Genomic DNA, 12,467 nt, shown 5'->3' on the forward strand with positions numbered 1-12,467 from the left:
CTGCCCAAAATGTCTGCAGTTTCGGTTAAAGTCCGGCCTTCCAAATGCAAACGGACAGCTAAATATCTTTCATACATGCGCGTACTATCCGTTTCTTTCATGGCCGTTGTTAGCTCTTCAATCTCTTCTTCATTTGTCACTTGAATCCCCGCCCTTTTCAGTTATTACTATCTTTTACCCGATTAGGCGGTTCTTAATTTTATGAGTTCAATCTATATAGTTGAAGTAAAGATTATTTTTCTACATATAAGCTGTAAGAGATAGGTTTACAAGTTGTTCACATCCGGTTTAAGATGGCGTGAGCCGTTTAAGGTATATAACAATAGGATTAAGTATTAAAATAACGGTAAGTTGACAAGATGATATCTACAGAAAAGAGGGAATTCATATGAAAGTAGCCATTTTTGGAGCAACCGGAGCGATTGGCAAGATGATACTGTGGGAGCTGATGGATCGTGGGCATGAAGTGACAGCGGTGGTGCGTGACCCTTCGAAGGTTGAGATGGTTCATGAGCGTTTGCGTGTAGAACAGGGAGATCTGCTTAACCCGGATCAGGTGGCTGATTTTGCAGCGGGTCAAGAAGTGGTTGTGAGTGCATATGGGCCGAAATTCGGTGGAGAAGAAGAGATGCTGGAAGTGACACGTTCGTTGATCGAGGGTGTGCGCCGGGCAAAAGCAGGACGTCTGGTTGTAGTTGGTGGAGCGGGAAGTTTGCTAACCGATTCCGGTGATATGCTGATGGATACGCCTGGATTCCCGGAAGAAGTCAAACCACTGGCAAAAGCACATGCAGAAGCATATGACCTGATTGAAGCATCAGGTATTCACTGGACCTACATGAGCCCTGCTGCGACAATCACAACAGGACGTCGTACAGGCCAGTTCCGGGTTGGCATGAACCGTGTGATTACGGATGATATCGGGGAAAGCTCGATTTCCGTTGGCGATTTTGCAGCGGCTTTGGTGGACGAACTGGACGATCCGCAATTTATCCAAGCACGGTTTACGGTAGGTTATTAAGCGTAGACAGGCTTTGGAATGGATGATTTAATCTGAAGGTCTCGTACACGGGATCGATAGAGTTTTCGATGATGTATCGAGTGGATCGTGGTAACTGGATGAGGTAAGAGGAAAGATAGCGATACACATATAAGATGCAGAGTTTAGGTGCAAAGTTGCTACTTTTAAGTATGAGATGAGCTTGTCACGGGGAGGGATGAACGTTGTTTATCGTAACCGCTGAACAGATGAGAGCTGTGGACGAGCATACCATTCATCAGCTCGGTATTCCGGCAGCAAGTCTAATGGAGAATGCAGGCCGCGCCATAGCCGAGGAAGTCATCAAGCTGTGCCGGGAAGGGCAGGCAGAAGGCCGGCTTGCGGATTCAGGGCAGCTTGGCTATAGCGGTAAGACAGATGCGAGGCGGGCACACACTGGGCCCGGTGATCGGCAAGGTTATGGTGGCGACATCATCGCCGATCCGGCGCTGGTGATGGAGCGCCCGGGAGATCAGCAGTGGTACATGCTGATCGGCAAGGGCAATAATGGCGGCGATGGGCTGGTGGCCGCGCGCCATTTGGTTGAAGCAGGGCTTGGCGTGACATTGGTCTACGCCGATGCCCCTGATGCACTGCGGGGCGAAGCCGCAGTGCAACGGGATGCCGCCGCGCAGCTTGGCATCCCTGCTCTTGTCCACGAACGCGAAGCCGTGGACTTCAGCCGGTGCACAGGCATCGTGGATGCGCTGCTGGGCACCGGCTCGCGGGGGGCGCCGCGGGGAGCTTACGCGGCGCTGATCGAGGCGGCGAACGACAGCGGCAAGCCGGTCGTGTCCGCGGATGTGCCGAGCGGGATGAACGCTGACACCGGAGAGGTGTACAAGCCCTGCATTCAAGCCCGGGTGACCGTATGTCTCGCGCTGCTTAAGCGCGGGCTGGTGCAGTACCCGGGCGCTTCTGCCGCGGGGCGCATTGTGGTGCGCGCCATCGGCATTCCCGCGCGGCTTGCGCCAGAGCATGGCCCCTCGGTCCGTCTGCTGACGGACGAGGTGTTGCGCGGTGCGCTGCGCGTGGATATAGGCCGTCTCCGGGCACCGGACGGCCACAAGGGCACCTACGGCCACGTGTTGCTGGCCGCAGGAAGTCTGCCGATGAGCGGCGCTGGCCTGCTCTCAGCCAAGGCCGCGCTGCGCGCAGGCTGCGGGCTCGCCACATGGGCGCTGCCTGCGGCACTGCTGCCGCATGTCATCGGCACCGTGCCCGAGCTCATGCTCGCTGCCGCCTCCGATGGCGACAGCGGCGAATGGAACGCGGCTTCCGCCGACGCCGTGCTGCGTCTCGCGGAGAGCCGCGACGTGCTCGCGACCGGCCCCGGCCTTGGCCGCTTCCAGGGCGACACAGACTGGCTGCGCCGTCTGTGGCAACATACGGATCGTCCGCTCGTCATCGACGCGGACGCCCTCAACATGCTGGCAGACGCTGGCCCACATGGGCCTCGCGACTGGGGCCAGCGAAGTGCGGCGACAATCCTGACGCCGCACCCTGGCGAGATGGGCCGACTGCTGGGCATGTCGACCCAAGAGGTGCAGCGTGACCGCATTGGGCACGCTGCAAAATACGCCCGCGAGCAGGGCGTGACCCTTGTGCTCAAAGGAGCACGAACGGTCATCGCAACGCCGTCCGGCGAGGCGTACATCAACACCACCGGGCACGCCGGCATGGCGACTGGCGGTGCCGGAGACGTATTGACCGGCATCATCGCCGGTCTGCTTGCCCAAGGGCTCAGCGCGGAGCAAGCCGCCACGTTCGGCGTATATCTCCACGGACAGGCCGCTGAACGTGCAGCACTGCTGCGCGGTGACCCATCGTCCCTGCTGGCCGGAGACATCATCGATGCACTGTGAGGATGGGGCAGGTGTGGGACAAGCTCGCGGTTTTGGTTTACTGTCTATGACTAATCATTTCTAAACTGCAAGTGACCCATCGTCCCTGCTGGCTGGAGACATCATCGATGCACTGTGAGGATGTGGCAGGTGTGGGACAAGCTCATAGTTTTGGGTTACTGTCTATGGATAATCATTTCTAAACTGTAAATGACCCATCGTCCCTGCTGGCCGGAGACATCGTCGACGCACTGTGAGGATGGGGCAGGTGTGGGACAAGCTCATGGTTTTGGGTTACTACCTATGCCGATTCATTTTCAAACTGCAAGTAAACCAACGAACCAGCGCACCAAAAAGTAGATGAGTGAACGTTGTCCATTGCTAAATGCCGGATGCCCATTGTTCATTGCTCAGTACTCAATGCTCAATACCAATGCCCAGTGCTCATTGCCCTAACGAACCTGATACACCTTATACCATGGCTTTACATCGAGGAGCAAAAGCTAACGAATCTCATCCACGTTATTTCTGTGTATTTCAGAGAAAACACCTGAAAAACCGGACTAAATTAGGGAATAGAATGCCTGAGATTCGTTAGATTTTATAATCTGCAATTAATGGCCCAATAAGGTTTGCTCAGTTCGTTAAACGTTTGGATCTGAAATGTTGATGCCTTGTTATCTATATAAGTTGATCTAAAGAATATTTACACTGGACACTCCGGTGACAGAACAACCTTCCGATCGCTGTTATCCCCAGTTTTTTCTTTTATAAATTAGGAAATCCGGGGATAGCGTATGCTTCCGAAGCAGCTTTCTTTCAAAAAGCTTTTAGGCGAAGTATATGCTTCCGTGTCAGCTTTCTTTCAGATAGCTTTTAGCTCCACTTCTTCAGGTTCTTTCTGTCCTCTCCGTTTCGTGTAAATGTTTAGTTCAATTTATATACTTTCATATCTTTGAAACGAATTAATGGTTGGATGAAACAATGATTAGTTACTGAAAAGGGGAGCCCTGTCATGATTCATGACGGAGGCTCCCCTTTATTTGTTTGTATGTTCACGCTACCTGATCCTGGCTCGGCTATAACCTGCCCATAACATGCCTATAATCTGCATCTAACCTGCATCTAAACGACATCCGACCTACGTCTGGCCCAAGTTCTCGCGGCATCCTGCTTACAGCCGGAATCGCAGCAGTTCCTGATGCATCTCTGCACTAATATCACGCAATGACTTCACCTTGATACTTGCATCAGCGAAGGAACGTTGTTGTTCCGACGTGGAGGCGGTGATCTCTTCACTGCTGGCAGCCGACTGCTCGGTGATGGCACTGATATTTTCGATGGCCTGTTGCACCTGTGTACTGAGTTCATTGGAGTGTTGCATGTCCTCAGCAAGCTGATGGATACCCGTACTAATGCGCTCCACACTTTCACGAATAGCAGAGAAGGATTCGCGAGTCTGGCCAGTGGCTTGTTCCTGTTCGCCGAATAACTGCATGCTTTGTGCTACAGAGTTCTTCACCTTGTCCATGGAGGTTGTGATCTCGCCCACAGCCGCATAGATATGTTTGACCGATTGCGCAGATTGTTCGGCGAGTTTATTCACCTCGCCCGCAACAACAGCGAAGCCACGTCCGGCTTCTCCAGCGCGAGCAGCCTCTATGGAGGCATTTAACGAGAGCATGGTTGTTTGTTTGGCAATCTCCGATACATATGTCGTCATCGTAGTGATTCGAACCGCGCTTTCTTCCAGTTCCCGCACCGTTTGTTCTACCTCGGCCATCGCCGTACGATTCACTTCGGCCAAGCGGAGTTGCTCCGCTACAGCCTTATTACCTTCCTCAACGGTAGTTAATACTTCACGACCATCGATTACCGATTGGGAAGTGGACTCGAGATTGCTATTGAAGGTAGACTGCATTTTGTCCACAACCATCACCGTTTCACTCAGATCCTCGGCAATTTTTTGACTGCCAATCGAGAGTTCCTCCGTGGTGCGGGATACTTGCTGCACAATCGCTTGGGCTGTATCATTACCGCGGTCAATATCTTGCGCCATCAGATCGACACGATGACCCGCTTCACCAATCGATTGAATAATGCCGCGGATATTATGAGTCATGATACCGAAGGAGCGACTCAGGTCATCGAGTTCATCTTTGCCCCGAGCTTCCGGTAATTGTCCGGTCAGGTCACCGTCCGCAATTTGTCCCGCGGCGTCTTTGAGTGTTCGAATACGCTTGGCGATCTGACGTGAAGTATACATATTAAACAGCATTACGGCGACGAGCAATATGATGGCTCCTGCCAGAGCGGTTTGCCACGTTTGCTGAATGTCACGTTCCAAATCGACGGTATATTGATCATAACGATCCCGAGTCATCTCATCTAACGAATAAATATCATTCTGTATGCCCCGAACCCGAGTGCTGTAACGTTTCGCTTCCGCACTGTTCATCGCATTCATCGCTTCGGTGGCTCCCTGGTTGAGAGCTTCTAATTTTGTCTCGATGGACTGAATAAGTTGTAACTGCTGATCTGTTTCGAGCAATCCGTCCGTAAGTTCCTGAATCATCGTTTGACCTTCATCCAGCAAGCGAAGTACGGCGTCCTGGTTTCCTGCTGTCATGGAGAATGAGTAGACATCCAGCGCTTGCTGGGTCTGAATCTGATTGGCGTTCAGTTCACTCACCTTGAGCATGGCTGGTACCAGATTTTGATTTTTGGCATTCATGTTGAGCAATTGCATGATGATATAAGCGACTAGCACAAGGCATAGAAGTAGTGAAATTAGAGCATTAAGTATCAGTTTTCCCTGTAGTTTCATGTGCGTACCTCCTCGTATCCGATGGGTTATTGATCAAGCTTAATTTTGATTTGACCGGAAGAGATCTTTGCCTTCAGATCTTCGAAGGTTTGCTGTTGTTCATCACTGAGCGTGATATTATGTAGAGCAGTCAGACCCACGGCGTTCTCCGCCAGCCCCTCCACGATTTCCTTTTGAGGGAAGGTATGATTGTTTTGAACAAACGTGTTAACGGCATTATAGATAGAGACATCCACATTTTTCAGCATGGACGTAAGAATGGATTTTTCCGCCAAAAAGAATTGATCGGTATCTACACCGATGGCGTATTTCCCTAATTTCTGAATCTCCGTCAGTGCACCAACGCCTGTAAGACCAGCAGCTACGTAGATCACGTCAGCGCCCTTTTCCTGAATCATCTCTGCAGCCAGTTGTTCACCCAGCTCGGCATTGCCAAAGTCCCCTGCGTAGACGACATCAACGGTTGCATTCGGCTTGACAGCCAGAACACCTTGTTTAAAACCCAGCTCGAAATTACGAAGGACTGGTATCTCTATTCCACCAAGGAAGCCGACATGATCTTCCGTTGAAGCCATAGCGGCAATAACACCTGCCAGATAACTTCCTTCTTCCGCCCGGAATGAAATGGAGGCAATGTTAGGCAGTTCGGACTGACTGTCAATCATGAGGAACTGCTGGTCAGGATATTTGGCTGCAACTTTCTCCATATCCGCTTGGACAGCATCACTCAGGCCGATAACCAGATCAAATTTGGCTTCCGCAAACTCTTCAAATGCAGCTTCGGCATTGTCGCCCGGTTCACGATAGTCAAAGACAATGCTTTTCTCATTTCTGGCCTGAACCAGTCCATCAAAAGCAGCATCATTAAAAGAACGGTCACCCAGACCCACTTCCGTAAGCACGATCCCAACCTTTGTTCTTGAGTCTGTTACCGTTGTTGTATTGTTGGCTGAACATGCCCCCAGGATCAGTACCGTCAGGATCATCATTAGGGTGAGACCTAGACCTGCGCGTCTGTTCTTGTTTGTTTTCATGTGTGGTACCCTCATTTCTGTAGTCGCATTTTTCTGTTTTGCATGGTTCCTTAGCTCCAGGGAATGACGTGTACATGATGACACGTATGGTGAGTATTTCCCTTTATCTATATCGGTCAGAAAGGCACTGTGATTTATGGTATGTAGTGAAAATTTACGAAAAAATAAGTATTTTTCATGAATTACACATTATTTTTACATTTCTCTGGTTAAAAGGGTACATAAATATCTACAGTATGTTGTTTACTGATGTTAGAAGTCGAAAAAAGGCACAACAGAGATGACATGAATCATCTCTGTTGTGCCTTAAAATTTCACCCTATACGGATGATAAGGTGATCATCCTATTATAAAAATGACGCGAGTTTTACCAAGCCGCAATCGAGCCATCCGCTCGGGTTTCCGTACCCCCGCATAATACGCCATTGTCCGGGTTGCGCCAGATGATCTGACCGCGTCCAAACTGGGATGGATCAACTGCCACTTGAATATCATGTCCTTTGCGGGCGAGTGCCTGAGCGATATGCTGCGGGAAACCCGGTTCCACGAGAATTGTTTTGCCCTTCGTCCACTGCCAGCGTGGAGAATCCAAGGCGGCCTGTGGGTTCAGGTGATAATCGATCGTATTCATAACCACCTGCACATGACCTTGCGGTTGCATGAAACCACCCATGACACCGAATGGCCCAACCGCTTCGCTGCCACGGGTGAGGAACCCCGGAATGATCGTGTGATACGTTCGTTTACCTGGCTCCAGGGCGTTGGCATGATTAGGGTCCAGTGAGAAGTTGTGTCCACGATTCTGCAAAGCAATGCCTGTTCCCGGAACAACGAGCCCAGACCCAAAGCCCATATAGTTACTCTGGATAAACGAAACCATGTTGCCTTCACCATCAGCCGTAGCCAGATACACCGTTCCACTTGCACGTGGATCACCTGCCTCAGGTGCTCGTGCGGTATCACCAATGAGTTTGCGCCGTTCTTCCGCGTATGCCTCGGACAGGAGTTCCTCCACCGTCACACCCATTTTGCGTTCTTCAGTAATATATTTCTCCCCGTCGGCAAATGCCAGCTTCATAGCTTCAAGTTGCCGATGATATGCCAGAACGGATTCTTTCTCGTCAAAATCATATCCCTTCAGGAGATTAAGCGCCGCGAGAGCAATCAATCCTTGTCCATTCGGCGGAATCTCCCATACATCGTAACCACGATAGGAGACGGAGATGGGATCAACCCACTCAGGCTGAAAAGCCTTCAGATCTTCGCGAGTCAGATAACCACCGTGCTCTGCCATAAAGGAATGAATGCGCTCTGCCAGTTCTCCTTCGTAAAAGTCTCGCGCTTCGCTCTCGCCAATCTGGCGCAAAGTCGCCGCATGATCCGGCGAGCGCCACATCTCTCCAGCTGCGGGAACACGCCCGCCTGGAGCAAATGTCTCAAACCACGCACGCCCTGCCTCCGCATCACCCTGGCGTGCATAGATCTCGGCTGCCCTTGCCCAGTGGCGGGCCAGCCCAGGCGCAAGCGGATAACCTTCCTCCGCATAGCGGATGGCCGGTTCCAGCGCTTCCGCCAGCGTGAGCCGCCCAAAACGGCGGCTCAGCTCAGCCCAACCCGCCGGTGCGCCAGGCACCGTCACCGGAACAACCCCAAGCTTCGGCATCTCCGTATGGCCTGCCGCTTGAAGCGCCTCAATGGATATGCCCTGAGGCGCAGGGCCGCTGGCATTCAGGCCATGCAGTTCGCCCTCGGTCCAGACGAGGGCAAAAGCATCGCCTCCAATGCCATTGGACGTTGGCTCCAGCACCGTGAGTGCTGCCGCAGTTGCAATGGCGGCATCAATGGCATTGCCGCCTTTTTTCAATACATCCAGACCGGCTTGTGCAGCCAGTGGCTGAGACGTGGCGACCATGCCTTGTTTCGCATACACAGGCACGCGGTAAGAGGGGTACGGTTGGTAGAGTGGATCGAAGTTCATCAGGTTGTTCAGCTCCTTGTCGCTAGATGTCAGGCTCCGGCATAACCGGATCATACTCCTAACCCTCTTCGCAACTGAACAACCGATATCCTGCCACACCTGCCAAATCCAACCTGACACCAGTTTATGTCGTTACCATATCGCCGCCATTTACATGAATGCATTCACCTGTGACGTAGGATGAATCGCGGGAAGCGAGATAAACGTAGGCTGCCGCCAGTTCGTAAGGCTGACCAGCTCGACCCATGGGTGTATCTGTTCCAAATACCTGAACATCCTCAGCGGAGAAACTGGCAGGGATGAGCGGTGTCCAGATGGGTCCCGGGGCGACGGAATTCACACGGATTCCCTGTGCAGCGAGCGATTGGGCGAGTACACGAGTCAGCGATACGACGGCTCCTTTGGTAGAAGAGTAGTCGATCAGTTGGGTGTTGCCTTTATATGCTGTAATGGAAGCCGTATTGATAATGGAGGCACCTCTGCACAGATGGGGGAGAGCTGCCTGAATCAGAAAGAAATAGGCGAACACATTGGTCTGAAAGGTGTGATACAGCTGTTCCTCTGTAATATCAACGATGCTTGGCTGCACATACTGTACGCCATGATTGTTGACCAGAATATCGATCTTCCCGTAGGTTTCCATGGTTGTGCGAATGACGGCTTCACAGTTTTTCTTTAAGCGGAGATCAATCTCGATTAAGAGACAGCGCTGTCCCAGTTCTTCGATCCGTTCACGAGTCCTTTCGGCATCTGTCCGTTCATATAGATAAGCAATGACGATATCCGCACCTTCCTTGGCAAAAGCGATGGCGGCCGCCCGGCCGATTCCACTGTCACCACCCGTAATAATGGCAACTTTACCTTGGAGTTTGCAGCTGCCGATATAGGCAGGATCTTCACTGATCGGTTCAGGCACCATCAGAGTTTCCAGACCGGGTTGCTGGTCCTGATGCTGGGGTGGAAATGCCAGCTTTTGCTCCTTGCATACCGTTTTCTCACCATAAAAAGGATAGACAGGATTCATTCGCTTTACATCCTCCTCGAACGTTCATTGATACGGATAACCTATGCATTCGCCCAGAAGAACGTGCGGGAGGAAACAGCAGAGCGGTTGTTTTTTGCGCAGAATATACCATAATAAGGGTAGATCCTTAAATCGATGGAGGTGTCAGGAGCCACATGAATATTCAAGGAATTAATCATTTGTGCTTTTCCGTATCCAATCTGGAGCGGGCCATTACCTTTTATGAGCAGGCTCTCGGTGCCCAAATTCAGGTGAAAGGACGCAAACTGGCTTATTTTGAGCTTGCCGGTCTGTGGATTGCCCTGAATCAGGAGGATGTTATTCGCAACTATACGGAACGAACCTATACCCATATTGCATTTACCGTTACAGAAGAGGAGTTCGACGCGTCTGTACAGCAGCTGCGAGCAGCGGGGGCCGACATTCTTCCCGGAAGGCCCAGAGATCCGCGGGATGCATTATCTGTATATTTTACCGATCCGGATGGTCATTTGTTTGAACTGCATACAGGTACGATGAAGCAAAGGCTGGATTATTATCGTGAAGACAAAGCTCATATGACCTTTTATCCGTGAAAGGGTTGTGCAAGTGGAGGTAAATGGGGATTAACGTATTTAAAGTCATTGCGATTATCCGTAAAATACGTCTTAGGTTGCCAGGAATCGATGGTGGATTATGCTGCCCAATTATAAACATGAGGAGAGATGAGCATGGAGAGTAAAGGAAGCAAATTCGTTACAACGGCAAGTGAACTCTGCATGGTTACTATCATGCTTCTACCTTTTATTGCAGGACAGCTTCATGTTTCGGAGGCATATGCAGGATCGGCTAAGTTTAGTGGTCAGCAGGGACAAAAACATGCCGTATCTACGGAAACGCTGCTTGATCTGAATGATCCTGTTCCTACTCGATGAGCGGTTTAAGATGATCCTATGCCTTGTCACCATGTATTCTCGGAATTAAGGCCTCTGTTGAAGAGACCCTGAACTCCATCATTTTGTTTTCCCGTGTCCTCAGTTGTTAGATGAAGAACGCATCCGCTTTATTTGATCAATGACTTATAGTCGTCGTAGTTCATTTTACGATCCTGAAGGCTTAGCAGAAGAAGTTGTTGGCTGATGTCAGCCTCGCGGTTTGCAGAGATGCGTTTAAGCAGATCGTGACTCATTCTTAGAAAATAATAACCTTCATTGCTGTTGTTTTTCTCATGAAATACAATACCAAGCAAGCGATACAGTTTGGCACGAAGCATCCCTTCATCTTGCTGATCCAGCAGTTGAAGGGCTTCTTTGATGATGACTTCTGCCTGTTCTGGCTCACGCTGCTCCAGATAAATTTTACTGATTTCCTCCAATATGGAAGCCTTCTTGTGGGGAAGATTGCGTTTATCGTAAATTCGTGCGCATTCATCCAGCAAGGGGAGGGCTTCTTTTTTTTGCCCCATATGAAGCTGGATCACGGCGAGGTTGTGAAGTGCCAGAACGTAGGATTCGCTGCTCGCCTGTTTATAGGCTTGTACGGATCGCTTGGTCCAGTCATAACTTAACAGCATGTGTCCGTCCTGTTCGGACATATAATAGGCTTTGCCCAAACCCAGCGTAATCTCGCCATACAGTTCCGGTTGTCCGGCCATCTGGGCTTCCTTCTCCGCTTTGAGATAGTAGTTCAACCCCTCATTCACATTGCCTAGTCTTAAATGGGTTGTGCCGAGAAAGGTCAGCGATTGAATGTGTTCTTCCTGTAGATGTTTGAGTCTGCTGCTGTACGTATACGCCTGTTCATAATGTTTCCGGGCAGCATGAAACAGCTCTGCATGAAAAGCCGCTCTCCCCATTTCCAGATAATATTCAACAATACGTTCCCTGTCACCTGTTCGAATGACCGTAAATGCTGCAGTTTCCCCCTCATCCAAGGCTTGTCGATAATCCCCAAGTCTGTTGTGACTTCGTAAAATGAGCAGGTAGGCTTCTGACTGATCCGATGTATCCTCCGTCAACGTCAGCACTTTATGGGCTATGCGGATGCAGGCAGAATCATTCTGCTCGGCATAACAGGCTTTGGCCTTGTCCAGTACAGCCTCCCCAATATCCGTATCTGTTGCTGCACTTCCTCCCAAAAAAAACTCCATGGGTGTATTAAGTCTCCTGGCAATAATTTTCAACATACGCTGCGAGGGAACGGCCCTGCCTTTTTCGATAAGGCTGATGTAAGAACGCGTCATATCCTCACCTGCCAGTTGCTTCTGAGACAGTCCAAGCTGCTCCCGGATTTGCCGGATTTTGGGTCCGAGCATGATCGTTCACCGTCCCTTGATATAGTTTGATTGGAATGGAGATCTGTTTGGTATGTTGGGTCTATCGTGTGTGTCCAGAAGCAGGGGTAAGGAGAGTGAGAGGTTCATTTACCCCCATTTACAGTTTAAATGCAATTTGGGAGATTATAGAATCAGAGTATCCAAGATGAAAGGAGGAGATATGAATGGTCATTAAAGCGACTCCCATTACACTGGAGCAACTGAAGCGCAAAGAAGTTGAAGCAGCACAATTGGAAACGAATGTACTGGGCGAGGCACGTGAAGTCAGTGCACGCGCGGTATCCGCTCGCGCAGTTGAAGCTCGTGCTGTAGCGGCTCGTGCTGTAGCAGCTCGTGCAGCAGCGGCGGCTCGTGCCTGATTTTTCCTACTTACTTATTGCATTACGCTAGATTCATAGATGGGAGCT

General features: G+C 50.6%; 10 protein-coding genes. 5 read left to right on the forward strand and 5 right to left on the reverse strand.

The genetic code is table 11. The annotated features are described in order from the left end of the window. The first annotated feature begins 388 nt into the window (after positions 1–388). Positions 389–1,021 carry an NAD(P)-dependent oxidoreductase gene (locus tag PAEAM_RS05560; RefSeq protein WP_036607440.1) on the forward strand — a complete coding sequence of 211 codons (633 nt, stop codon included), beginning with the start codon at positions 389–391 and terminating at the stop codon, positions 1,019–1,021. A gap of 203 nt (positions 1,022–1,224) precedes the next feature. Continuing rightward, on the forward strand, positions 1,225–2,904 hold the full coding sequence (locus PAEAM_RS05565; RefSeq protein WP_100526936.1) for an NAD(P)H-hydrate dehydratase: 1,680 nt from the start codon (positions 1,225–1,227) through the stop codon (positions 2,902–2,904). A gap of 1,153 nt (positions 2,905–4,057) precedes the next feature. Here PAEAM_RS05565 and PAEAM_RS05570 read toward each other — a convergent pair. From PAEAM_RS05570 to PAEAM_RS05585, 4 genes are all read right to left on the reverse strand, one after another. Beyond that, complete coding sequence (locus PAEAM_RS05570; protein WP_100526937.1) at positions 4,058–5,710, reverse strand: methyl-accepting chemotaxis protein; 1,653 nt, start codon at positions 5,708–5,710, stop codon at positions 4,058–4,060. A gap of 26 nt (positions 5,711–5,736) precedes the next feature. Beyond that, entirely contained in the window at positions 5,737–6,744 is a 1,008-nt protein-coding gene (locus PAEAM_RS05575) for a BMP family lipoprotein (RefSeq protein ID WP_100526938.1), read from the reverse strand. Between the two features lie 367 nt (positions 6,745–7,111). Continuing rightward, positions 7,112–8,722 (reverse strand): gamma-glutamyltransferase family protein, encoded by a 1,611-nt coding sequence (locus tag PAEAM_RS05580; protein WP_100526989.1) that lies wholly within the window; start codon positions 8,720–8,722, stop codon positions 7,112–7,114. Between the two features lie 124 nt (positions 8,723–8,846). Beyond that, a complete protein-coding gene (locus PAEAM_RS05585) occupies positions 8,847–9,746 on the reverse strand; it encodes a glucose 1-dehydrogenase (protein ID WP_036607429.1) in 900 nt (299 codons plus the stop codon). 155 nt (positions 9,747–9,901) lie between these two features. Here PAEAM_RS05585 and fosB point away from each other — a divergent pair, with 155 nt between their 5' ends. Then, positions 9,902–10,321, forward strand: coding sequence for a metallothiol transferase FosB (gene fosB, locus PAEAM_RS05590; RefSeq protein ID WP_100526939.1), 420 nt, complete (start codon positions 9,902–9,904; stop codon positions 10,319–10,321). Between the two features lie 135 nt (positions 10,322–10,456). Next, positions 10,457–10,660, forward strand: coding sequence for a hypothetical protein (locus PAEAM_RS05595; RefSeq protein ID WP_017690907.1), 204 nt, complete (start codon positions 10,457–10,459; stop codon positions 10,658–10,660). Between the two features lie 128 nt (positions 10,661–10,788). Here the strand turns inward: PAEAM_RS05595 and PAEAM_RS05600 are convergent, their stop codons facing one another. Beyond that, on the reverse strand, positions 10,789–12,039 hold the full coding sequence (locus PAEAM_RS05600; RefSeq protein WP_100526940.1) for a helix-turn-helix domain-containing protein: 1,251 nt from the start codon (positions 12,037–12,039) through the stop codon (positions 10,789–10,791). Positions 12,040–12,224: 185 nt separating this feature from the next. Between PAEAM_RS05600 and PAEAM_RS05605 the strand changes: the two genes are divergently transcribed. Beyond that, entirely contained in the window at positions 12,225–12,419 is a 195-nt protein-coding gene (locus PAEAM_RS05605) for a hypothetical protein (protein WP_036672150.1), read from the forward strand. The last annotated feature ends 48 nt before the right edge of the window (positions 12,420–12,467 follow it).

The organism is Paenibacillus sp. GM1FR, assembly GCF_002803315.1.
GTDB classification, from domain to species: Bacteria; Bacillota; Bacilli; order Paenibacillales; family Paenibacillaceae; genus Paenibacillus; species Paenibacillus amylolyticus.